16 protein-coding genes are annotated in these 24,892 nt (G+C 56.5%); 7 read left to right on the forward strand and 9 right to left on the reverse strand.

Annotation, left to right across the window (positions count from 1 at the left end; all coding sequences use genetic code 11):
- The first annotated feature begins 26 nt into the window (after positions 1-26).
- On the forward strand, positions 27-7,799 hold the full coding sequence (locus ACGSLL_RS27375) for a dermonecrotic toxin domain-containing protein (RefSeq protein WP_394508573.1): 7,773 nt from the start codon (positions 27-29) through the stop codon (positions 7,797-7,799).
- Between the two features lie 7 nt (positions 7,800-7,806).
- Here ACGSLL_RS27375 and argR read toward each other — a convergent pair whose 3' ends face one another.
- From argR to acs, 7 genes are all read right to left on the reverse strand, one after another.
- Positions 7,807-8,787: a transcriptional regulator ArgR gene (gene argR / locus ACGSLL_RS27380; protein WP_090285414.1), complete on the reverse strand. Its 981-nt coding sequence runs from the start codon at positions 8,785-8,787 to the stop codon at positions 7,807-7,809.
- A 156-nt stretch (positions 8,788-8,943) separates the two neighbouring features.
- Positions 8,944-9,708: an ABC transporter ATP-binding protein gene (locus ACGSLL_RS27385; RefSeq protein ID WP_007912705.1), complete on the reverse strand. Its 765-nt coding sequence runs from the start codon at positions 9,706-9,708 to the stop codon at positions 8,944-8,946.
- Positions 9,709-9,735: 27 nt separating this feature from the next.
- Positions 9,736-10,848, reverse strand: coding sequence for a succinylglutamate desuccinylase/aspartoacylase family protein (locus tag ACGSLL_RS27390; RefSeq protein WP_394508574.1), 1,113 nt, complete (start codon positions 10,846-10,848; stop codon positions 9,736-9,738).
- Between the two features lies 1 nt (position 10,849).
- The gene (locus tag ACGSLL_RS27395; protein ID WP_093099200.1) at positions 10,850-11,548 is read right to left on the reverse strand and encodes an ABC transporter permease; all 699 of its coding nucleotides are present in this window, start codon (positions 11,546-11,548) and stop codon (positions 10,850-10,852) included.
- A complete protein-coding gene (locus ACGSLL_RS27400) occupies positions 11,545-12,234 on the reverse strand; it encodes an ABC transporter permease (RefSeq protein ID WP_016773583.1) in 690 nt (229 codons plus the stop codon). Before ACGSLL_RS27400 ends, ACGSLL_RS27395 begins: the two co-directional genes overlap by 4 nt.
- 91 nt (positions 12,235-12,325) lie before the next feature.
- Entirely contained in the window at positions 12,326-13,099 is a 774-nt protein-coding gene (locus tag ACGSLL_RS27405; RefSeq protein ID WP_394508575.1) for an ABC transporter substrate-binding protein, read from the reverse strand.
- A 693-nt stretch (positions 13,100-13,792) separates the two neighbouring features.
- Positions 13,793-15,748 (reverse strand): acetate--CoA ligase, encoded by a 1,956-nt coding sequence (acs, locus tag ACGSLL_RS27410; RefSeq protein ID WP_090285423.1) that lies wholly within the window; start codon positions 15,746-15,748, stop codon positions 13,793-13,795.
- Positions 15,749-16,195: 447 nt separating this feature from the next.
- Here acs and ACGSLL_RS27415 point away from each other — a divergent pair, with 447 nt between their 5' ends.
- The 6 genes from ACGSLL_RS27415 (at position 16,196) to ACGSLL_RS27440 (ending at position 22,864) form a co-directional block, all read left to right on the forward strand.
- Entirely contained in the window at positions 16,196-16,456 is a 261-nt protein-coding gene (locus ACGSLL_RS27415; protein ID WP_203419157.1) for a DUF2790 domain-containing protein, read from the forward strand.
- A 550-nt stretch (positions 16,457-17,006) separates the two neighbouring features.
- Positions 17,007-18,254 carry a ribonucleotide-diphosphate reductase subunit beta gene (locus tag ACGSLL_RS27420; protein ID WP_090285427.1) on the forward strand — a complete coding sequence of 416 codons (1,248 nt, stop codon included), beginning with the start codon at positions 17,007-17,009 and terminating at the stop codon, positions 18,252-18,254.
- A gap of 359 nt (positions 18,255-18,613) precedes the next feature.
- Positions 18,614-19,123, forward strand: coding sequence for a BRO-N domain-containing protein (locus ACGSLL_RS27425; RefSeq protein WP_394508576.1), 510 nt, complete (start codon positions 18,614-18,616; stop codon positions 19,121-19,123).
- Between the two features lie 137 nt (positions 19,124-19,260).
- Complete coding sequence (locus ACGSLL_RS27430) at positions 19,261-19,977, forward strand: HNH endonuclease (protein WP_394508577.1); 717 nt, start codon at positions 19,261-19,263, stop codon at positions 19,975-19,977.
- Between the two features lie 140 nt (positions 19,978-20,117).
- Positions 20,118-21,830, forward strand: coding sequence for an AIPR family protein (locus ACGSLL_RS27435; RefSeq protein WP_394508578.1), 1,713 nt, complete (start codon positions 20,118-20,120; stop codon positions 21,828-21,830).
- A 44-nt stretch (positions 21,831-21,874) separates the two neighbouring features.
- The gene (locus ACGSLL_RS27440) at positions 21,875-22,864 is read left to right on the forward strand and encodes a hypothetical protein (protein WP_394508579.1); all 990 of its coding nucleotides are present in this window, start codon (positions 21,875-21,877) and stop codon (positions 22,862-22,864) included.
- Positions 22,865-22,867: 3 nt separating this feature from the next.
- On the opposite strand, the gene ACGSLL_RS27445 is transcribed toward ACGSLL_RS27440, so the two are convergent.
- Positions 22,868-24,064 (reverse strand): hypothetical protein, encoded by a 1,197-nt coding sequence (locus ACGSLL_RS27445; RefSeq protein WP_394508580.1) that lies wholly within the window; start codon positions 24,062-24,064, stop codon positions 22,868-22,870.
- 81 nt (positions 24,065-24,145) lie between these two features.
- The gene (locus ACGSLL_RS27450; protein WP_394508581.1) at positions 24,146-24,865 is read right to left on the reverse strand and encodes a DUF6933 domain-containing protein; all 720 of its coding nucleotides are present in this window, start codon (positions 24,863-24,865) and stop codon (positions 24,146-24,148) included.
- Positions 24,866-24,892: the final 27 nt, after the last annotated feature.

A 24,892-nucleotide genomic window follows, 5' to 3' on the forward strand; every position in this document is an offset into this window, starting at 1 on the left:
GTTCTTACCGACGCCAAGGAATGGCCATGCATTTGTCGCAAGCACACCCATCCGTAACCCCCGATACCATTCAGGAAGCACATCATGCGGACGCACATTATCAACCGCTCAAGGAGGCGATTGCCCCGTGGCTGGGCAACACTTCGACCACACGGCGAGAGACGCTGAAGAACAGCGCGCCGCAGCTGCCCGAAGTGCTCAAGTCCGCACCCGCCGACCAGCATGCGCTGATGAAAACCCTCGGGGCGGCGCATATCGAGGCGCAGAGCCAGGTCGATAAAAGCCTGGAACATCTGCAGGACGCCGCCGCCTTCGCCGAGCCCTTGCTCAAGACCGAACTCAAAAGCTGTTTCGACCTGGACCTGGATGTCAGAAACACTTTCGTGCGCCTGTACATCCCTGCGACTACCCCGCTGTTTCCGATCAAGACCGGTGCACGCGTCTGGAGCGTTTCTCTGCTCGATGCGGCGCTGCATAACTTCGAAGACCGGGAAACTCACGACACCGCCTTCGAAGCTGAATCGACATTCACCACCGCGCCGACGCCGACCGGGCAGTTCGACACCTTGCCTGCCGTCCAGTCCCGAATGAGCATCCCCGCTTTCGCCCAACTGTGCCGGCGGCTGGACATTGGCGCGAAATACAAAGCCAGCCTCGAAGAACACCTCGGTTATTCCGATCCGATGGTCGCGACGGTGTTGCGCAACAAGCTGGACGCCAGCCAGAAAACTGCGATGAAAGCCGCGCTGCAATGGGCACGAATGAACCGCGATGTGTCGGAGAGTGCCGTGCGCCTGATCGAGGCCTTCCTCGATGGCATGAAAGGTCTCTATGTCAATGGCGCGCCTTTGCTCTGTCATGACGTGAGCATGCTTTGCGCGCCGCTGACCGGCATCGTCGTGTTCGCCCCGGACCTGTACCTTTCACAAAACAATGCGCGGGTTGTAGCGTATGTGCCGGATGACCCCGAACATCCGTTCAAGGAGTACACCTCGCCGCTGCAGATGATCGTTGAACTGACACGCCAGCTGCGTTCGCAGGATTACCAGCGCTTCTTCAGCCGTTTCGTCAATCACGAGCAACGCGGGTTCTTCTTCAGCACCCTCAACAGCCGCCTCAGCGAAATCAAGTGGCATCCGCACGAGCCCGGCAGCCCACTGCCGGCCTGGCGCGAAGCGCCGGTGGAGCGGCCCGATCTGCAGACAGCGCTGGTGCCGTTCCATGACGACCTGTGGCAGCACCTCCATCAGGCGAAACTGAACAAGGTTTTCAATGATGCTCGAGTCATTGCCGTGCCCACCGCAGTCGTCGATCAGAAGGCGCGCTGGGCATTCTGGGACTCGGTGGTCGAGATCATTTCCACGATCGCCCAGACCGCCGCGCTGATCGTCGCACCGTTCGTGCCGGTGCTGGGCGAAGCAATGATGGCGTACATGGCTTACCAGATGCTCGACGAAGCCTTCGAGGGCATCGTCGAATGGGGCCAGGGCCGCACCACCGAAGCTTTCCAGCATTTGATGGGCACCGTTGAATCGATGATCCAGCTGGGCATGTTTGCCGTGGGCGGCGCGATTGCATCGACCGAGTTTCGCAAGGTCTTGCCCAAGGAAGTGGTGGCGTTTATCGACCGCTTCAAACCGGTGAAGCTGGCCAATGGCGAAACCCGCTACTGGGAGCCGGATCTCGAGCGCTACAAACATCCGACACCGCCACCAGCGGATTCGCAGCCGAATCAACAGGGCCTGCATTCGCATCAGGGCAAGCAACTGCTGCCTCTCGAAGAGGCGCATTTTTCGGTAAAAGAACATGAGGTGCCCGGGCAGTACCGTATTGAACATCCGACCCGCCCCGATGCGTACCAGCCGGTGCTGCGGCACAACGGCGACGGTGCCTGGCATACCGAACTCGAACAACCCATGCAATGGGACGGCGAAACCGCTCTGCGACGCATCGGCCCTGCGGTTGAAGGTTTTACCCCGGCCGAGCGCGAAACCATTCTTCAGGTCAGCGGCAGCAGCGAAGAGGCGTTGCGCAAGATGCACGTCAATCAGGAAAAAACCCCACCGCTGCTGGCCGACAGCATCCAGCGCTTCAAGATCGATCAACAGTTGCAGCGTTTCATCGATCAGCTCGACAGCGATATCGCTGAAGATTTCATGCGCGCCGATCAGGTCACGCAATTGCAATTGCTCAGCGAGCAAGGTCGCTGGCCGAGCAACCAGCGCCTGCGCCTGATCGATCGCAACGGTGAGCTGCTCTGGCAGTCCAGCGCAGACGCAAGCCTGCCCTTGACCGAGCTGCGCCAGGACCAGTTGATCGGCGGCGACCTGCTCAAGACGCTGCTTTCCATTCTCGACGACACGCTAATCAAGGCGCTGCTTGCCGAGCCTTTTACCGCGATGCCAGCGCTGGACGTCCGCAGCCAGACCCTGCGCAAGCAATTGGTCGGCCTCGCCAAAACCAACCGAAGCGCACTGTTCGAATCCCGCTATCAACTGTCGCAGCAGATCGACGACCCGCTGGCGCAACAGCTTCAGACTCACACCCCTCAATTACCTGCGAGCATCACCCGCGAGCTGCTCGACACGGCCACCGGCAGCGAATTGCTGCAGATCAACGATGGGCAACTGCCGCCACGCCAACAGGAACTGGCACAACTGGCCAGCCAGGAAGTGCGCGTGTCCCGCGCCTATGAAGGGCTCGAACTCGGCTCCGTAAATAATCCCGATTCCGACTCGCTCGCGCTGCACAGCCTCAAATTGCTGCCGGGCTGGAGCGGCGATGTGCGCATCGAAATTCGCACCGGTCGCTACGAAGGGGCGATTGTCGACAGCATCGGTCGCGAGGATGCCGCCGAAAAAAAGGTTCTGGTGAGGAGCGATGACAATCGCTATCAAGCCTTCGATGACCGTGGCCAGGAGCTGCACTCACTCAGCGATTTCTACTCCAGTTTGCTGTACGCATTGCCCGACAGTGAGCGCTCCAGCCTCAACATCGCAATTGGCCAGGGCCAGACGCTGAAGGCCGCCATTCGCCAACGCATGCTGGGCCGTGACGAACTGCGAGTCGTGCTGCACGAAACGCCCATCAAGCCACCAGACGTGGACACGTTACGAATCCTGGGCAGCGACGGTTTTCCGCGCATTGATCATGCCGAAAGCCTGAACAACACGGCGCGCTCCCACGAGCAAGACATCCGGGCGCTTTATCCGAGGATGAGCGAACAGCAAGTCCGCGCGCTGGCGGAAAACCTGCGTGCCAGTCCTTCCGGCCCGCGCGTGGAAATCCAGCGACTGCAAAATGATTACCTGCAGTTGCAAAACGATCTGCACCTCTGGGCCAACGATCCGCCCGCCAGGCATCCCGATACCGGCGCGGCGCTGACATCGCTGCAAAAGCGCGCCGAAATCCAGAACCGCCGTTTGCTCAGGGAAGAAATCCTCAGTGGCTGGCGCCGCGAATACCCTACCGCGATCAATCAACACGGCATGGCGACAGGTTATGCGCTACGACTTGTACATCCGATCATCGGCGACTTGCCGACCCTGTCGGCCGACCTCAGCCATATCACTGCGCTGACCCTCGATGGCAGCGCTACGGCGGATTCTCTGGAAGGCTTTCTGCAGCACTTTCCACAATTGCAACTACTTGATGCACGCAACCTCAAATTGCCGGCTCTGCCACAGGTCCTGACTTCAATGGCATCGCTGCGCGAATTGCGAATGCGCAATTGTCGACTCAGCCTGACGATCACCACGCAATCGGTGTTGGCCTCGATGCCGCAGCTGACCATTCTCGATCTGCAGGGCAACGCCCTCGGTTTACCGCCCGATCTGCTCACGATGCCTTCGCTGCGTTACGTCAACTTGTCCAACACCGGCATTCACGGCCTGCCCGACGACCTGCTGCACCATCCCCGACTGATCTCCGGCCAGTTCGACGGCAATCGCATGACCGCTGTGCCCGAAGCGTTCTTCAGGTTGCCGCCCTCCCTGTGTGATGGTTTCACCTTCGCCGACAACCCGCTGACACCCGTTGCACGCGAACGCGTGAAACGCTTCCATGACGCCACCGGCAGGCATTTCGGCATCCGCCCGGAGCGTGCGGACCTGCAGCGCACAAGCACGTTGTTCCCGGCCCTGGACGAGGAGCAGGCCACCGCCATGCTGTACCGCTTGCCCGGAACACTGGCTGAAGGTCGCGCGCAATTGACTCGCTGGGAAATCGAGGTCAAACAGTTGAACCTGGAGCTCAGCCAATGGATCAACCAGGCGGCGACCTCCCACCCCGAGACGGGTGAACGCCTGCCCCAAGTCGAGCAGTCGCGTGAACTCGATGCCCGACGCTCCTTCGCGCAACAACTCGAGCGTTTCTGGCGCAGCCGGGATCAATTCACCCGCAGTGGAGAATTAGAAGCGACGGCTGAGTTCAGCGGTGACATGCCCGTTCTCAGCGCCAACTTCGAACATGTCCTGCGACTCAAACTGACCGGCAATGCCAATATTTCGGCCAGTTTGCCCTTTGTGGATTCCTTCCCGAATCTGGTCTCACTGAGCCTCAATGGCTTCGATCTGGCGACCGGTTCCCTGTCCGGGAACAATCTGCCCCAGCTGACCGATCTGAAGCTGAAAAACTGTGGCGTGGTCATGACCCCCGAACATCAGGCCGCGCTGGTTTCCATGAACGCTTTGCAGACGCTGAACCTGAGCAACAATCCATTGGGGACGTTCCCCGACTTGAACATGCTTCCTGCGCTCACATTCATCGACTTGTCCAACAGCGGTCTTACCGCGGCTCCAGAAGGTCTGGCCGGCCATCCCCAACTGCGCACTGCGGTGTTGACCGGCAATCACATCACGGACATACCCGACGCAGTATTCGGCCTGCCCGCAGAACGCAGCGATGGTCTGTATTTTTCCGACAATCCGCTATCGACCGCGACACGCGAAAAAATCAAAACCTACTATCGCACTCATCATCAGGACTTCGACGTCAGAGCCCCTGACCAGGACGTCAGCCTGGCGCAGCAATTGTTCCCGGAGCTGGATCAGCAAGAGGCCAGCGACATGCTCTACGATCTGCCGGGCGAGCTGGCCGACGGTCGTGCGCAACTGCTGCGCTGGCAAGCGGAGCTGGCGCAGATGCAGCGCGATCTCGACCTTTGGGTATCGCAAGTCCCGTCGACACACCCGACCACCGGGCGCGCGCTGTCCGAGAACGAGCGCACGCAACAGCGCTCGGCACGCACCGCGTTCAAGCAAGACCTGGAATCTTTCTGGCGGCGCCTATCGAGCGAGACCGGCCAGCGCAGCGCATCGTTTGTAGCAGAGCTGAATTTCATGGGCCAATTGCCTCGCCTGAACGTCGACTTCAGTCATGTCTCGAGCCTGAAGCTGACTGGCAACGCAGCCATCAATGCCATTGACCCGTTCGTGGCGTTGTTTCCCAAGCTCGAAGGCTTGCAGATGAAGGATTTTGCGCTGAATGAAGTTCCTGCCTTTATCGGTAGCCTGCGCAACCTCAAGAAACTGCGCCTGGACAGCTGCGCGATAACCAGCACCTCAGCGGGAACCCATGTGCTCAAGTCTCTGCGCACACTCACGCGTCTGGATCTGAGCAACAACCCGTTGACCGTGGCCCCGGATCTACAGACGTTGCCAGCATTGCAGGATGTCTTCCTGCTCAATAGCGGGCTGACAGCCGTGCCTGACGGCATGGTTGAACATCCGGCCCTGCAGACGGTGCATCTCAATGACAACCTCATCACCCAGTTGCCGGATGCGTTCTTCAGCCTTAACCGCAATCGTGCAGACGGTGTGCGTCTGGCCGGCAATCCGCTGTCTGTGGCGGCTCGCGAGCGCATCAAGATTTACTATGCCCAACATCAACGCCACTTCGGAATCATGCCCGCCGCCAACGATGTCGCGGTGGCACGCAGAGTGTTCCCGCACCTGACCGACTACATGGCGAGCGACATGATCTATCGTCTGCCCGGCACGTTGCAGGCAAGTACGGCGCAACTGATGAGTTGGGAAGCCGAAATGACTCGACTGCTCAGCGACCTCGCTGCGTGGCAAGAGCAGGTACCGAGTCACGATCCGACGTCAGGTCAACTGTGGAGTGCCGAGCAGCGAGCCACACAGCTTGATGCGCGGTCACAATTCAAGGAAAAACTGGAGGGACTCTGGCGCGGCAGTCGCATCGATGTGCCGGATCTACGCGTGGAATTTTTCAAAGCCAAAGCCGCGTTTGCCGGTGAGCTGCCCGAGCTGAGCGCAGACTTCAGCCAGATAACGCACCTGGAAATTCAAGGCAATCCACACTTGACGGTTCCCGATGGCTTTCTCGATCGCTTCACTGGACTGGAAGGTCTTGAGTTGCCCGGGTTCGCCCTGGGCCGAATCCCGCGAGCCCTGGAACGCATGCCATCGCTTGAAACACTGATGATGAGCCGTTGCAATATCACCCTCGATGCGGCCGGGCAATCCACCTTGTCGACACTGAGCCGCCTGACGTCGCTGGACCTTTTCAATAATCCACTGGGCCAGACGCCCGATACCTCAAGGCTGTTGAATCTGACGTTCATCGACCTGATCCGCACCGGGATAGATCGTGTACCTGCCGGGCTGGACCAACTCCCCCACCTGCAAACCGCGCTGCTGAGCGACAACAGCATCATCGAATTGCCCGACCCACTGGCGGCGTACGCCAACCGAGGTGTCGATGTGGGCTCCAATCCGTTGTCGGCGACCTCGCGCGAACAGATCAAGGCATGCTACCTGCTCAAAGGCGACAATTTCGGCGTCTGGGTCGAACAGGCCGACATTGATCTGGCCCAGACGCTGTATCCCCGACTGAGCGGTTTCGACGCCAATAACCTGATCTATCGTTTGCCCGGGACATTGACGGACGGGCGCACCGAGCTGCTGCGTCGGCACACCGAGCTCAGCACGATGCTTAACAAACTTGAGACTTGGGTGAATGCGGCGCCCGAAGGTCCGATTATCCACGGTGTGCCGGAAAATGAGCCACCGCGCGGGCAAGTCACGCAGCGCCGGCGCTTCAAGGACAATCTGGAAAAACGCCTGCGCCACTACCCGGTCAATGCCCTGGACGGCGACTTCACCTGCGACCTGTCCTTCACCGGCGAGCTGCCGCAAATGGCGGGTCGCTTTGACTACATCGACCAGTTGCGTCTGACCTCAACGGCAAGCACGCCCCCGCCAGTCGATGCCTTGCTGGAGTTATTTCCCCGGCTCAGAGTGCTGGATATGCGTGATTACCCGTTAGGCCGCATTCCGCCGGCGATCTTTCGCCTCGAAACACTGAGCAGCCTGAATCTGTCGGGGTGCGAGCTCATGATCACGCCGCTGACCGCCGAAGGGTTCGCAGCCCTGAAAAACCTTGGCTCTTTGGATCTGAATCATAACAACCGACTCGGGACAGTCCCCGACATGATTCATTTTCCCGACCTTCAGGTGCTGAACCTGCGCAGCACCGGCCTGACCAGGCCGCCCGCGGGCTTGTTCAGGCTCACTCGGTTAAGAAAGGCGGACCTGTCGAATAACAGAATCAAGCGGTTGCCTCTGGAATTCCCTTCGCGTCCCGACACCATGCTGACCGAGTACGATTTCAGCGCAAATCCATTGACTGTGGAAAGCCAGCAACGCCTGGACAGCTACAACACGGCGCTCGCCAATATCGGGGTGAGGACGCCGAATTTTCAAGACGATTTTGACAACTTTGACGATTCGGATTTTTCCATTGGCGAAGAGCTGCCGTCGACTGACGACAGCTGATCGGCCGTCAGCCGCGCTCGGGCGGCACCGACGATAATTCGAACGGGCTGCTGCTGCGCCGCTGGTTGCGATCTTCCCGCGGCGTGGCACCGAAGAAGTTGCGGTAGGCGCTGGAGAAATGCGGCCCTGAAGAGAAGCCACACGAGAGGCCGATCTGGATGATCGACTTGCTGGTCTGCATCAACATCTGCCGGGCCTTGTTCAGGCGCAGTTCCAAGTAGTACTGGCTTGGCACGCGGTTGAGGTATTGCTTGAAGATCCGCTCCAGTTGCCGACGAGATACGCACACGTGCTGGGCGATTTCGTCGGTGGTCAGCGGCTCTTCGATGTTGGCTTCCATCAGCAACACCGCCTGGGTGAGCTTCGGATGACTTGAGCCAAGACGGTTCTGCAACGGAATACGCTGGCGCTCGCCGCCTTCGCGGATGCGCTCGACCACCAGTTCTTCGGACACCGCACCGGCCAGTTCTGCGCCGTGATCGCGCGCCAGTACCGCCAGCAGCAGGTCGAGCACCGACATGCCACCGCAGGCGGTCAGGCGATCGCGGTCCCAATCAAACAGATGACTGGTGGCAATGACTTTCGGGAAGCGTTCGGCGAAATCGTCCTGCCAGCGCCAGTGCACCGCAGCGCGATAACCGTCGAGCAGACCGAGCTGGGCCAACGGGTAGACACCCGCCGACAGACCGCCGATCACGCAACCGGCACGCACCAGTTGCTTGAGCGCACTGCTCAGTGCCGGGGCCAGTGTGGTCGGCGGCTCATCGGCGAGCAGGAACAGTTTCTGGAAATTTTCGAGCTTGCCGGCCCACGCTTCACCGGGCAACTGCCAGGCACCTTCGGCCGGCGGTTCGGCCTGCAGGAATGACAATTCGTAAACCACGTCCGGGTGCACACGCTGAGCGACACGCAAAGCTTCCTCCGCCAGCGCCAGCGTCAACGCTTTAGTGCTGGGCCAAATCAGGAAACCAATTCGATGGGCAGTCATGGGCGGGCAATCCGAAACGAACAACGGTGATGAAGGCATGGGCCAATGCTAGCCCGTAAATGAACACACATCCTGAAACCGGTGAAGATCAAATGTGGGAGCGAGCCTGTAAATCGCGAAGCATGCACTATTGAAGTGCACAACGGCAGCCCTGTTTTATTTCAGGCTACCGGACAGGAACTGCTGCAAACGCTCCGACTGCGGATTGACCAGCACTTCGCGCGGGTTGCCGCTTTCTTCGACGACGCCTTTGTGCAGGAACACCAACTGGTTCGACACTTCGCGGGCAAAACCCATTTCGTGGGTGACCACGACCATGGTCCGGCCTTCCTGCGCCAGCGCCTGCATGACTTTCAGCACGTCGCCGACCAGTTCCGGGTCGAGGGCCGAGGTCGGCTCGTCGAACAACATCACTTCCGGTTCCATCGCCAGCGCACGGGCGATCGCCACACGCTGCTGCTCGCCCCCGGACATGTGCCCAGGGAACGCATCCTTACGATGGGCCACGCCGACCTTGTTCAGGTAGTACTCGGCTTTCTCGCGGGCTTCGTACTTGGGCACGCCAAGGACGTGCACCGGCGCTTCCATGATGTTTTCAATCGCAGTCATGTGCGACCACAGGTTGAAATGCTGGAACACCATCGACAGGCGCGAACGCATGCGTTGCAGCTGCTTCGGATCAGCGGCTTTGAGCGCGCCGTCCTTGTTGGCGACCAGTTTCAGCTCTTCGTTGTTGAGCAGGATCTTGCCCGCGTGCGGCTGCTCGAGCAGGTTGATGCAACGCAGAAAAGTACTTTTGCCGGAGCCACTGGAGCCGATGATGCTGATCACATCGCCGGCCGCCGCTTTCAGGGACACGCCCTTGAGCACTTCGTGACTGCCATAGCGTTTATGCAGGTCTTGGACTTCAAGTTTGTACATGCGGTCGGTTCTCACAAAAACAGTCAGTCAGTCGTTGAGCAAGCGCCCGTGACGCAGCGCTTCGCGCCCCGCCACCTTGGCCAGCCAGAAACCGGGTTGGGCATAACGCAGCCGTTCAATGGCAAACAGCACCCCGGAGGTACCAGCACATACCGTGCTGACCCGATCGGCCACAGGGTCGATCACTTCAAAAATCTCCTCGCCCGCCTCGACCCATTCGCCGGGCTTGCGGGAAAAACTCACCACACCAGGGTGCGGCGCGAACAACAATTCGGTGCCTTCGAACGGCATGCCTTCGCACGGATCAAACGCCGGATTCGGCCACTCGCCGGTGATCAGGCCTTGCTCGGCAAGGAACGCCAGAATGCCTTCAGCGTAAGCCTTTGCTTCAGCGCGACCGGTATCGGCCTGGCCGCCCAGTTCGATGGTGGTGGCCAGGCACGCCAGCGGGATCTGCGCATCGGGGAACTGCCGCGACAGGCGCAGCCATGGCAGCGAACAGGCTTCGTCGAACGAGCTGCCGCCGGAATCTTCCGCGAGCAAGCCGACCTTCACGTTCAGGTGCGCGGCGAGCGAGCGCCATTGCGGCCAATGCTGCGGCAGCGCATACATGTGCAGCGCGGCTTCGGCGTCGCAATGCAGATCGAGCACCACATCGGCAGTGCAGGCATGGCTGAGCAACACGCGCTGCATGCCTTGCAACTGGCTGCTTGCTTCAGGCAATGCGGCCAAGTGATCGGCCATCGCCTGACGGATCAGCCGAACATTGGCATGCGGATCATCGCCGAGCTTGTCGCCCAGCGCGGCGGCGACCGGCGCGCTCAGCTCGACGAAATCGCGGTTGAAATTCTTGCCGCTGCCCGCCTCGAAACGGCCCTGGTGATTGCCTTGCAGCAACTGCCCGAGCCCCAACGGGTTGGCCACCGGCACCAGCTCGATCACGCCGTTGAGCAAGCCTTGGGCTTCGAGCTCGCCGAGGCGCTTCTTCAGCTCCCAGGCGGTGCGCATGCCCGGCAGTTCGTCGGCGTGCAGGCTGGCCTGGATGTAAGCCTTGCGCTCGCCGCGGCCAAAGCGGAACACCGAAACCTTGCGCTCGCTGCCCAAGTGGCTCCACGGCAACACGTGGTCGATGCGTTCCATATCAGTGCTTCCGTGGCGCGAGGTAGCTCAACCAGCGACGCTCGGCCAGCTTGAACAGCTTGACCAGAATGAAGGTCAGGCACAGGTAGAACACACCAGCGGTGATGTACGCCTCGAACGGCAGATAGAACTGCGCGTTGACGGTACGCGCCGCGCCAGTTATGTCGATGAGGGTCACGATGGACGCCAGACTGGTGGTCTGCAGCATCATGATCACTTCGTTGCTGTATTGCGGCAGTGCCCGGCGCAGGGCCGATGGCAGCAGGATGCGCTTGTACAGTTTGAAGCGCGACATGCCCATGGCCTTGGCCGCTTCTATCTCACCGTTCGGCGTGGCCTTGAGGCTGCCGGCGATGATCTCGGCAGTGTAGGCGCTGGTGTTGACCGCAAATGCCAGGCACGCACAGAACGTTGCGCTGGACAGCCATGGCCACAGGAAGCTTTCGCGTACCGCTTCGAACTGCGCCAGACCGTAATAGATCAGGAACAGCTGCACCAGCATCGGCGTGCCACGGATCACGTAGGTGTAGAGCCACGCGGCGCCGTTGACGACCGGGTTCTTCGAGACGCGCATCAGCCCCAGCGGCAGGGCCGCCAGCAAGCCGAAAAACAGCGACAGCGCGAGCAGTTTGAGGGTGGTCAGCAGGCCGCCGAAGTACAGCGGCAGCGCCTCCCAAATGACGTTGTAGTCGAAGATCATAGATCAGCCGCCCTTACGCCTACCGAGTAGCGCTTCTCAAGGTGACGCAATGCCAGCAACGAGACGCTGGTGATCACCAGGTACATCGCCGCCACTGCGAGGAAGAAGGTGAAAGGCTCACGCGTGGCATCCGCCGCCTGCTTGGCCTTGAACATCATGTCTTGCAGACCGACCACGGAAATCAGCGCGGTGGCCTTGGTCAGAACCAGCCAATTGTTGGTGAAGCCAGGAATCGCCAGACGGATCATCTGCGGCACCATCACCCGGAAGAACACCTGAAAACTGCTCATGCCGTACGCCATGCCGGCTTCGGCCTGGCCTTTGGGGATTGCCATGAACGCACCGCGGAAGGTTTCCGACAGATACGCACCGAAGATGAAACCGAGGGTGCCGATACCGGCCGCCAGCGGGTTCAGGTCGATGTAATCGTCATAGCCAAGCATCGGCGCGACGCGGTTGAGCAAGTCCTGACCGCCGTAGAAGATCAGCAGAATCAGCACCAGATCGGGAATCCCGCGGATCACCGTGGAGTACAGATCGCCCAGCCAGGCCAGCCAGCGCACCGGCGACAGGCGCAACGCGACACCGATCAGCCCGAGAACGATGGCCAGAGCCATGGACGACAAGGCGAGCTGAAGCGTCAGCCATGCGCCATCGAGGATGACAGCCCCGTAGCCTTTCAACATGATTCAGGTCCTCGAAAGTTGGGATGAAAAAATGGCGCAAACCGCAGAGATTCTGTTGCTTGCGCCATTTCGGACTTGTCGCAGAGACGTGTTACTTGCCGTAGATATCGAAGGCGAAGTACTTGTCCTGGATTTGCTTGTATTTGCCGTTCTCGCGGATGGCCGCGATGGCGCTGTTGATCTTGTCTTTCAGGGCATCGCCCTTGCGTACTGCGATGCCTACGCCGTCGCCGAAGTATTTGACGTCGGTGAACGCCGGGCCAACGAACGCGAAGCCTTTGCCGGCGTCGGTTTTCAGGAAGCCGTCATCGAGCAGAGTCGCGTCAGCCACGGTACCGTCGAGACGACCGGCAGCCACGTCGAGGTAGATCTCGTTCTGCGAACCGTACGGCTTGATCTCGGCACCCAGCGGGGCCAGCACTTCGCGGGCGAAACGCTCGTGGATCGAACCGCGCTGTACACCGATGTTCTTGCCCTTGAGCTCAGCCAGACCTTCGCTGACCTGAGTACCGGCCTTCATCACCAGACGCGCCGGGGTGTTGTAGTACTTGTTGGTGAAGTCGACCGACTTCTTGCGGTCTTCAGTGATCGACATGGACGACAGGATCGCGTCGATCTTGCGCACTTTCAGCGCCGGGATCAGACCGTCGAACTCTTGCTCGACCCATACACACTTGACCTTCATTTCTTCGCACAGCGCGTTGCCGATGTCGTAGTCGAAACCGACGATGCTGCCGTCCGGTGCTTTCGAAGCGAATGGCGGGTAAGCCGCTTCGATGCCGATCTTCACAGGCTTTTCGTCAGCGACGGCATTCAGCGACAGCACGGACAGTGCCAGGGCGCCAATCAGCACAAGTTTCTTCATCTTGGGACTCCATCGGTAAAGGGCAAAAACGGCAGAGTGAGCAACAGCCCAATATGCGAATGGGTGAATCAGGAAATCGGTTGCTGCATCGGTGGGAAATTTCCTATTGAAACCGGCGAAGATTTCAACGTCAGCCACGATGAGCGAGTGATCGGCATTCTAACGACAGGCCCGAAGTCGATATTTCTTCAATGCGACAACTAATTACAGATGCACAGAGAAAGCGACTTGAGCGCATTGACAGCCTTGCAATTTCATGCAAGAGCGAAAGACAGTGAACCGATCCATGCTGCAAATTGCGGGCCTATTATTCGCAAACCCTTCTAATCCGGCAAGCGCAGCGTTGTGTCTTATTTTTCAGCGGGGGTTTTGAGGCTCTAATACGGGGCGTAGCGTTTCCCTTCGCCCCGGTTTGGCGCGGGCGGTTACACATTGGGTTGTGGTGGGTAACAGAGGGAAAGGTCCTGCGGCGCAGGTCGATAATTATTGGTTGGCCGGTTTCGGTTTCCTACGGATGACTACAGCGGCGTTTGACAGATTGCCTTCGCGAGCAGGCTCGCTCCCACATTTGAAATGCATTCCCCTGTGGGAGCGAGCCTGCTCGCGAAGGCGCCAGCCATCACACCACAAACCCCCAGCCATAAAAAAGCCCCATCCGGCATCACCGGACAGGGCTTTTCACATCGCTAGGGCTTACGCCACATTCATGGTCTTGTGCGTATCAATCAAATGCTGCACCACACCCGGATCGGCCAGGGTCGAAATATCGCCCAGCCCGTCATATTCCGCCGTGGCAATCTTGCGCAGAATCCGCCGCATGATCTTGCCCGAACGAGTCTTCGGCAGCCCGGGCGCCCACTGGATCACATCCGGCGAAGCGATCGGCCCGATCTCCTTGCGCACCCAGTTCTTCAGTTCCAGACGCAGTTGCTCGGTCGGCTCTTCGCCATTCTTCAAGGTCACATAGACATAAATGCCCTGGCCCTTGATGTCATGCGGCACACCGACCACCGCCGCCTCGGCGACTTTCGGGTGCGCCACCATCGCGCTCTCGATCTCGGCCGTGCCCATGCGATGGCCGGAGACGTTGAGCACGTCATCCACGCGCCCGGTGATCCAGTAGTAGCCGTCGGCATCGCGACGTGCGCCGTCACCGGTGAAGTACATGCCACGGAAGGTCTTGAAGTAGGTATCGACGAAGCGATCATGGTCGCCGTACAACGTACGCGCCTGACCCGGCCACGAATCGAGAATCACCAGATTGCCCTCGGCCTCGCCCTCGATGATGTTGCCGAGGTTGTCGACCAGCGCCGGCACCACACCGAAGAACGGCCGTGCCGCCGAACCCGGCTTCAGCGCATGCGCACCCGGCAATGGGCTCATCATGTTGCCGCCGGTTTCGGTCTGCCACCAGGTATCGACGATCGGGCAACGCGACTTGCCGACATTCTTGTAGTACCAGTCCCATGCTTCCGGGTTGATCGGCTCACCGACCGAACCGAGCAGACGCAGACTGCTGCCATCGGCGCCTTCAACGGCAGCCTGACCCGAAGCCATCATCGCGCGGATCGCGGTCGGCGCGGTGTAGAGGATATTGACCTTGTGCTTGTCGACGATCTTCGCCACCCGAGTGATGTCCGGATAGTTCGGCACGCCTTCGAACAGCAGCGTGGTCGCGCCATTGGCCAGCGGGCCGTAGACGATGTAGCTGTGGCCAGTGACCCAGCCGACGTCGGCGGTGCACCAATAGATTTCGCCCGGGCGGTAGTCGAACACGCGCTCGTGAGTCATCGCCGCATACAGCAGATAACCGCCAGTGGTGTGCTGCACGCCTTTCGGCTTGCCGGTCGAGCCGGAGGTATAAAGGATGAACAGCGCTTCTTCGGCGCCCATCTCTTTCGGCGCGCAAACGGTACCGGCCACTTTCATCAGGTCTTCGTACCAGATGTCGCGATGCTGGTTCCACTTGATGTCGCCACCGGTGCGCTTGCAGACGATGACTTTCTGGATGCTGCTGGTTTCCGGGTTGGTCAGCGCGTCATCGACGTTAGCCTTGAGGGAAATCTTCTTGCCGGCACGAATACCTTCGTCAGCAGTGATCACCACTTTCGAACGGCAGTCGATGATGCGACCGGCCAAAGCTTCCGGCGAGAAGCCACCGAATACCACCGAGTGAATCGCGCCGATCCGGGTGCAGGCCAGCATAGCGACCACGGCTTCGGGAATCATCGGCATGTAAATGGTCACCACGTCGCCGCGGTGCACGTCCTGACCGCGCAGGGCGTTGGCCAGTTTGCACACTTGTTCGTGCAGTTCGCGATAGGTGATGTTGCGGCTTTCGGAAGGATCGTCGCCTTCCCAGATGATTGCCACCTGATCACCGCGCTCGGCCAGATGACGGTCGAGGCAGTTGTAGGAAACGTTGAGGGTGCCGTCGGCAAACCACTTGATGTCGACGTGGTGATCGTCGAACGACGTCTGTTTCACCGTGGTGAAAGGCTTGATCCAGTCCAGACGCTGGGCTTGCTCGCGCCAGAAGCCGTCAGGGTTGACGACCGACTGTTGGTACATGGCTTTGTAGGTCGCCTCGTCAGTCAGCGTATTGGCCAGAACCTCGGGACGAACGGGATACAGAGAAGCCGCACTCATCTTTCCTACCTCGGTGTAATAGTTGTTTTTGTATGACCCCGTTGTAGCCGGGTGGGCCCCATAGAACCATTCGACGATGGTAGTAACAAGCCCCTACAAAACATCCAGACATCCACCGTTGCTGACTGGAAATAACCTTTCGAGCCACACGCAATCCCTGTGGGAGCTTGCCTGCAAGCGATGCAAACGCCACGGTGTGTCAGACAAACCCACCCCGCCGATTGTTACCAAATCTGCCAAAAGTGTTTATCAAAACCCGCTCTGTTTACCCTCGCCCCATCTCCTTAAAATTCACCTCGCCAACACGGCAAACGCGATTAACAACGTTACAGCCCCCACGAAGGCCGTTAATCCAGCTCTCGCAGTAACGATCAAAAACTGAAGTTACACACGCAACCCCAAAAAGGTTGCGTGACCCCTTTCGACCTCAAAAAAGGTAAACAGCAGATGAAAGCTTTAATGTTCCTGGTCCTCAGTAGCCTGTGCGCAACCGCCATGGCCGACCAGACCCCGACTGATGTTGCACAGCAACAACCGGTGGTCGAGGAATACACTTACTCCACTCACCTGGACATCGCCAAAGTTGTCTCGATGAGCGAAGTCCCGAATGTCTGTGAAGTGGTCCCGGCAAAAATGGAATACGACGATTCCAAAGGCCAACGCCACATCCTGCGTTACAGCATCATGGGCAACGGCTGCACGAACTGAATCAGACTGCACCGAATTGGATCGCTCAGCACAGATCTGAGACCCGATTCCAGCCCGACTTCGGTCGGGCTCAGTTGTGTCTGAGGTCGGCAAAAAGGCTTGCAAAACACTAGATGTAGTGAATCGAGCGATTTTTTGGTCACTTTTCAACCAAAAACACCGCTGCCAAAAAATTAACGAAAAAAAATCTGCACACCGCGATCCGACGCAAAGCCCTGTAAACCCTCGGTCGGACCTAAATCAATGCCCTCCTCGGCCTCTTCATGAGCCGATTCGCCGCACCACGCCGGTAAAAATTTCCCTATAATGCCGCCCCATACGGGTCAGCAATATTCCCTTACAGGGAACATGCGCCATTCTGAAGCCCCGCAACCGTGCTCGACACTGGCTGCGCCCATCAGAGGCTCTCGGAACCCGTCAAAATTTCTGTTTATTTGCCTGCGTGCATCGCTGCAAAAAACGACATCCAACGCGGCTTGTTTGGCCGTGTGAAAAACCAACCCATCAGGTTTCACACGGGCACAAGCCCTCACGCAGGAGACGACACGTCATGCTGAGCTGGGACGAATTCGACAAAGAAGACAGTGAAGTAGCGGTAAAAGGCGCCAACGCCGGCCACGCTTCCGAAGCCAACATGGACCGCCTCGACAACGCCGGCGGTGCCGCCGCCCTCGAAGCGCGCGCCGTGACCGCCGACGACTCGGCCGCCGTGGCCCGCGCCAAGGCTGCACTGAACTCCCTCGACGTCGCCGAAGGCCTCGCCGAACTCGAAGGCGCCGCCGCCCGTGTCGCCGTCGACGAAAAGCGCATGATCAACTGCCGCGCCGACCTCAACCAGCTCGTGCCATTCAAGTACGACTGGGCCTGGCAGAAGTATCTGGACGGTTGCGCAAACCACTGGATGCCGCAAGAAGTCAACATGACCGCCGACATCGCCCTCTGGAAAAACCCGGAAGGCCTGACCGACGACGAGCGCCGCATCGTCATGCGCAACCTCGGCTTCTTCTCCACCGCCGACTCCCTGGTTGCCAACAACCTGGTGCTGGCCGTGTACCGCCTGATCACCAACCCGGAATGCCGCCAGTACATCCTGCGCCAGGCGTTCGAAGAAGCGATCCACACCCACGCCTACCAGTACTGCATCGAATCGCTGGCCATGGATGAAGGCGAAATCTTCAACATGTACCACGAGATCCCATCGGTCGCGAAAAAAGCCGCCTGGGGCCTGAAATACACCCGCTCGATCTCCGATCCGAAGTTCGAAACCGGCACCCCGGACACCGACAAAGAGTTGCTGCGCAACCTGATCGCCTACTACTGCGTTCTGGAAGGCATCTTCTTCTACTGCGGCTTCACCCAAATCCTCTCCATGGGCCGCCGCAACAAAATGACCGGCGTCGCCGAGCAGTTCCAATACATCCTGCGCGACGAATCCATGCACCTGAACTTCGGCATCGACGTGATCAACCAGATCAAAATCGAAAACCCACATTTGTGGGATGCTGAAATGAAGGAAGAAGCGACCCAGATGATTCTGCAGGGTACGCAGCTGGAGATCGAATACGCCCGTGACACCATGCCTCGCGGCGTGTTGGGTATGAACGCGGCGATGATGGAGGACTACCTGAAGTTCATCGCTAACCGTCGTTTGTCGCAGATTGGTTTGAAAGAGGAATATCCAGGGACGACCAACCCGTTCCCTTGGATGAGCGAGATTATGGACTTGAAGAAAGAGAAGAATTTCTTTGAGACGCGGGTTATTGAGTATCAGACTGGTGGTGCTCTGAGCTGGGATTGATAGTCTCGCTTGGCACGATTCGACGATTGCAGTTTGAGTCGGCGAGTCGAGAAAGCAGAAAGCAGAAAGCAGAAAGCCCCGATCTAATCGGGGTTTTTTTATGGGTGATAGGTAAACCTTTTTACGCACGCCACACCGTTCAATTTCCTACAGCACTTACAGTCACTTCCCATTGAAGCCTGGTGCGAGCACTACTAAGCTCTATCGCAGGTGCCTAAGAAACGCCCAACGTAGAAAGCTTGGTTAGTGACACAGACGTGTAATTCGTCGGTGGCAACGGCTCTGCTCGTTGGGATTTCTTAAGTCCACTCTACGTTGGGGTCAGGCCTTCCCAAATCTAAAACGTAGAGGTCATAAATATGTCTGTTCCATTCTCGGTAACCATCTTCTCTCGCCACAATCTTTCGCTACATGCCCTTCTATTCGAAAACCAGCCTTGGTTCGCCGCCCGCGATGTCGGCCGATTGATGGGTTTCCATCTGAATGATCGTGTGGTCAACAAACTGGATATCGATCAACGCCGCGTCATGTGGATTGAGTATTTTCGAGAACCCGAACAGCATTTAATGCTCAGTGAATCTGGGGTGTACGCGCTGTTGGTCTATCACTACGTTCCGGGGAATCGGTTGTTGCGTGAGTGGTTGACCAACGAGGTCGTGCCAACCTTGCGCGATGCGCAGGATTCAGGAGATTCAAATCGGCCAATGTTGAGTTTGTTGGATTGGCCGGAGATGTCTTTGAGTTTGCTGCATTGGCAGGATGAGGGCTGGATTCGGCTAAGGGATATGCCTTACCTGTTGAACGATCAGAAGCCACGACGAGTTTCCCTAGAGAAACCCTGGTGGCGACGGGTTGCGCAGGTGTTTTAGTCCTCGAAGCACTCGATGGGCTAGGGATGGGTTTGTAGGATCGCGCAGGATCTGTCGCTTTTTTCTGTAGGATTTTTCGTAGACAGATGTGATGGCCACTCAGTATCGTCCGAGGGTTCTCAACCCTCGGCGATTGTATGGACACGGAAAAAAGTAATAGCGATTGGAGTGACGTAGAGATTCAGGCGGCGGTCGACGCCTATCTCAAAATGCTGGCACGCGAGCAGAGCGGCCAGAAATTCGTCAAGACTGAGGAAAATCGAATCTTGCGTGAAGGCCCCTTAGCCGGTCGGACTAAAGGCTCGGTCGAGTTTCGGATGCAGAACATCTCTACCGTTCTGGTAGAAATGGGTCGAACGCGTATTAAAGGCTACAAACCTGCCAAGAATGTTGGCGCGAATATAGCGCGCAACATTCGAGAAGCGCTCAATGCTTCCCACGTTTTGACGCCTGAGGACTTTGTTCCTACATTAGACGAAGCAACACTGAACCTCAGAGCAGCAAAATTTGAGCGGCAACCATTTTTGTACGTCCCAAAAGGAATAAAAAATCCGGTGCATGCCGAGTCCACTCGGAAGACTTACTATCGGGACCCGGAGTTAACAGGCTGGGTTCGCCAGCAAGCTGAAGGGATATGTGAAGGGTGTGGTAACGCAGCACCTTTCGAGAAAGCTGGACAACCTTTTCTTGAGGTGCATCATGTAAAGCACTTAGCACAAGGTGGCTCGGATCTTCCGTCCAACGTTGTGGCACTGTGTCCAAACTGCCATCAACGCTGCCATCACTCTTGCGATAGAGAAGAGTTCACCTTGTCACTTTACAAAAAAATAAATCGATTAATTTCTGAAAGCTAGCAGGATGAAATCGGGTCAGACTATTATAAAACGAACGTTAGGACACCAAACCCAGAGTTGCATGTCATGAATTCGCTCCGAAGCAGCTCTGCGAAGGCAAATTTACAATTATAGACAAATAATGAAAAAAGGACTTTAAAATGCACCAGCCGAACGACCTACCAGAATTTTTATCAGACTACGGATCTTTGTATAGCCATTTACAAGGCCAAATGGAGGGATTAAATACTGTTCAAATAGGAGACAAGTTCGCCACATTAGCAGAGCATTTGATTCCACACACGGAATCCGGACAGGACTTTGAACGCTCCACGAAATCAAAGCGAAGTTGGGACAAAGGTGTAGATATCAGTTTCAAGCACAGAACAGAAGCAGATATAGAGCTTCGAGCCCAGGTCAAATACACAATATCCAGCGTTGACGACATCGATCTAATAATTAGCAAATTTCGAGATTATGAAAACACAACAAAAAACAGCAGCCAGGGCGAACTAAACTTTAACTCAGAAATACATAACCAAGAAATCCAAAACAACTATTTAATAATCACCGCTTCAAAAATAGCAAACATTATATCAAGATACGAAAAAACCCAAAGACCATCTGTAGAATTCTACAAGCAACTAGTCGCAGACAATCGCTTTCAACACATTGACGGAGAAGAAATACTCAAAGTCTTTCAATCCGTTTACAGAAGCGCTTACATACGCCCCCATACAATTCAAGTAAAATTAGAAAAACCATTCATACGATTCGAAAATGTATATATTGGTATAATCCCTTGCCATGAATTAAGAAGAGTTTATCAGGAGACTGGCGATTCAATCTTTTTTGAGAATATCCGTGAGTGGTTGGGATTTCAAGGAAACAAGGTAAAGTCTGGAGGCCGAAGAGAAACCGTAAACGAAGCAATCGCCACAACACTGGAAGACTGTCCCGAGAAAATGCTTGAACGTAACAACGGTATAGCGTTAAGAGCTTCAAAGATCACCGCAGCTTCCGAAACTACACTCTTACTAAAAGATGCAAGTATTGTGAATGGCTGTCAAACAACCATGAGCATCTTTTTTTCCAACCCGAAATCCGGCCACGTTTTAGCAAAATTTGTTGAAACCGATGACTCCTGGGAAATTGCAAAATCTGCAAACTTCCAGACCCCAATTGAACGAGTTGAATTAGAGCTTGCCAGATACCTCAGGCCTCAGCTAGTCCGCGTCGTTGGAGCAGAAACCAGCTATAAAGTCGGAAACACCAAAGAAGCTCATAACAAGTCAGCCTTTTCCATACTAGATCAAATATACAAAGATGAAGTTTGTTATGACGAGTTAAAGTCCATATTTATAGGCTTATTCTCCAGAAGCGCCAACAACGCCATTTCTGCAAACTACACAGAACTCAGAATAGATCTTTTAAAAAGCTTTGAGGACGACCCAGACAAAAACATGTTACTTGAATCACTATTCCTTCTTCACAGCAGATCCGCAGCTGCCATGGAAACTCTGAAAGAGGGAATATTAAAAGCCGAAATAATGGATCTCTTCAAGCGTTTCTGGAAAGAAGACAAACCGTCTTATCGCGGCTTCGTGTCTCTCCTTGCTATCTTCAGCTCAATTAGCGTCCAAGATAATAAATTCGACAACTACCAGACCCTAAAATCTTCAGTTATACACTTATCCAACCAAATTGAATCAACTCCAGAAATCTTCTTAGAAACCTATATAAAAGCGTTTAAATGCATAGCCATTGACGTCTTAAAGTCAGGCGAAGACAAAGACAAAATGCTACAAAGCATGTATAGACATATCGGGGCAATAAACTTCGACAATGCCCTCATGACAATTTCGTTAATCTAATGGAAATCACATACAGAGCATTGAATGACCAATAAAGGAGACAAATGAAATTCGATCTCGCCTACTGCCTCAGCCTCGACGACAAGTTGTCGATCTATGACGTTCGCGATCTCAATTTCGATGAGACGGTGGCGTTCGATTCTGCGAAGGAACACTTCCAGTGCCCCAACGATGCCTGTCGTTCGGCGTTCGCGGCCACCAACGAGTTGGGCACGTTCAACGCCAAGAACGTGAATTACGTGCGTACGCCGCACTTCAAGAATCTGCCGACTTCGCAGCATGTGGCGGGTTGTCCGTATGTGAGTTTGAAGGCGTCGGCGTCTGGGGTTGAGGCGTTGGATGGTGAGGCGGATGAAGGGCGTGAGGAACACTTTCCGTCGGAGTTGTTACTGACGCGGCGTGAGTATGTGCGCAAGCCTGTCGCGCCTGCGGGGGCGGCGGATGTGTTGCGGGATGATCCGGTGCGGGCGGCGGCGGACAGTGGCAAGGAGTCAGCGGGGCGTGAGTCGGCGCCGGACAAGACCAGTGTGTTTGCGCATCCGGTGGAGTGCTTTGTTTCGAACTTCGCGGACAAGGAGTTGCTCAAGCGCATGCCGTTGAAGATTGGTGAGCATACGGCGCCGTACAGTTCGTTCTTCAAGAAGATTGAGTATCTGACGGACAACAAGGGACTGATTTACTGGGGGCGGATCAAGAAGATTGAGGACTTCCACAGCGGCGCCAGTTTTCGTATCGACTTCGAAGACAAGGTCTGGTTCAAGAAGCCCGAGGACAATAAGAAGAAGCCGTACCCGGTCAGCGTTTATCTGAACAAGAAGTTGATCGACAACTACCGCAAGCGGGAGGCGTTTCTGGAAGAGATCAAGCACGCGGTGGACAGCGACAAGGCGTTGTTCTGTTTCTTCTATGGGGTGACGCCGGAGTTGAAGCAGGTGCCTGGCAAGAAGAACCCCGAAAAGCCTTTCGAGGTCTTCAATGCCAATATCGAGAACCTGGATCACTTCATCATTCGTGAAGCGCCGGGCCTGGAGTGACGGTTAGCCTTTGGGCAATTGCAGCTTAACGGCGCCGGGATGTTGTTTGACGATGGAGTACGGTAGCACGGACCACTCGGGCGCATCGCAAGCGCGGGCTATGCGCGCGAAATAAGGGCCGAGGTAAAGGCCTTTCGCGGTGAAGTACCAAGGGGAATAGCCCCAAATGCTTTCATCGCTGTAGTTGCAGGCATCGTCGTCGTCCTCGGCAGGCTTCTTCATTTCATCGGGATGAAGCGTGGTGAACTGTTTGATCACCCAGGGCGCCAGCACTTCGCGCTGGTAGTTTGAGTACGCATCGCTGTCCGTTGCACTCAGCGGTTGATCACCTGCGCTGTCGCGTTCGGCATGCAGTATCGGCTGGCCCTCACCCACCCATAACACGTCAGCCAGAGACAATGGATGGCCGGTGCGCACATCAATGTTAAGCGGTGAGTCGCCGAAATCCGGATGTGCGCCACCGCAGTAATAGCTGGTGGCGATGTTGAGGCTGACTACCGAAGGCGAAATCAGCTTGGGTTCGGCTTGTTGCATGAAGTCGGTGTTCACACCACCTTGCAACAGGCAACCGTGATAACTGATCACCTCGCGCCACAACCTGCCAAGCAACTGCTGATTGACTCGTTGCTGCCCATCTTTCGGCAAACCGGATTCGACGCTGAACAGGGAAATTTTCGATTCGGGTTCCGTCCACCATTGCAGCTCGTAGCCCATGAAGCTTTCTTTCTTCTCGGCTTTGAGCTTGAGGCCTTGCAGGCGCAGATATTCATACGGCGCACTTTGCGGCAGCGCGGCAATGAACGGCAGCGTCGTCAAGGGCGAGGCTGGAAGTTTGGCATCAGCCAACTTGACCGGCAGTTTTTTCCCCTGGGGACTTTGCCATTCACCCTGCAAGCCACCACCGGTTTCTTTCAATTTCAAAGTGGGTAATGGTTCTTCCTCGCCGTAGCGGTTTTCTCCTTCAACCAAGGCCAGCGTGCCGTCGCTCGACGAACCAGTGAGGAGCAAGTCACGATGGTATTTCTCGTAGAAATAACGGCCGATGACTTCGCCGTCCTTTGATGTGTTGAGCTCAACCACGATCGGTGATTTGCCCAACGTACCGGTGAAGACACGCGGGCCTTCTTCGGCATGCGCGACGGAAACCAATGAGAACAGCGCAGCAGCGCATGGCGCCAGGCGCTTCAGTCCTTTGAACATGGATCAATCCTTGAAGAAGTCGAAGATAGCGTCGACATGGCCGACGCTGAAAAATACGCTGCGGATTATGGCGAGAATCGATCAACTATTCGAGTTTTCTCGTTCGTACTCTTTAAGCCAGGCTTCGTGCTCAAGGGCTGTGAGTTCTCGAGCCACTTGTTGGCGACGTTCCTTGGCCGCATGAAGCTGGACATCATCAAGAAAGCAGTAATGACGCAGCCAGTGGAGTGTCATTTCTTCATCCGGGAAGAAGTAAGACTTGGCGCCCTTGCTATTCCTCGGTGTGTCATTCATTTGCGCGTCAAACACCATCGCTGCGGTTTCATCCGGTGGCAAAGACCCGGTATGGGCGACCTTTTCCTGGAACATCCATGCAATTTCATCAATGTGTTTTTGCGCGCTGCGATGGCTGCGTCGATAAAAACGTTGGTGTTCACAGGTCTGTAGCAGACGCGCCGCCATCAATTCAGGGTTAAGCCAAGGCCCAAGTTTATGAAGGTGTGCGTTGATCATCAATCCATGGACCCAGCGATCAATAAACCGCGCAACGAAGTCTTCGGTATCGGCCTTTTTCAAATCGGCCAAAATCAGGCAATAACGGGTTTTGACGTGAATGACCAGCAGCACGTGCTTGCGTTGCACCGTTATGGCGTGAACCAGCCACTGCTCGTCAGCACCGCTCAACTCATGATCTTCAATGATTGAGGACGGCGGATTAGCGTCCACCGGCGTGACCTTTTTGCCTTTATGAACACGGCTGAAAAACTTGCTGGCGGCTTCGGTGCAATTAAAGATCAACATCCTGGTTCTCTGGTCGTTGCTGGAGAC

Source organism: Pseudomonas retamae (assembly GCF_043496865.1).
Lineage (GTDB): Bacteria > Pseudomonadota > Gammaproteobacteria > Pseudomonadales > Pseudomonadaceae > Aquipseudomonas > Aquipseudomonas retamae.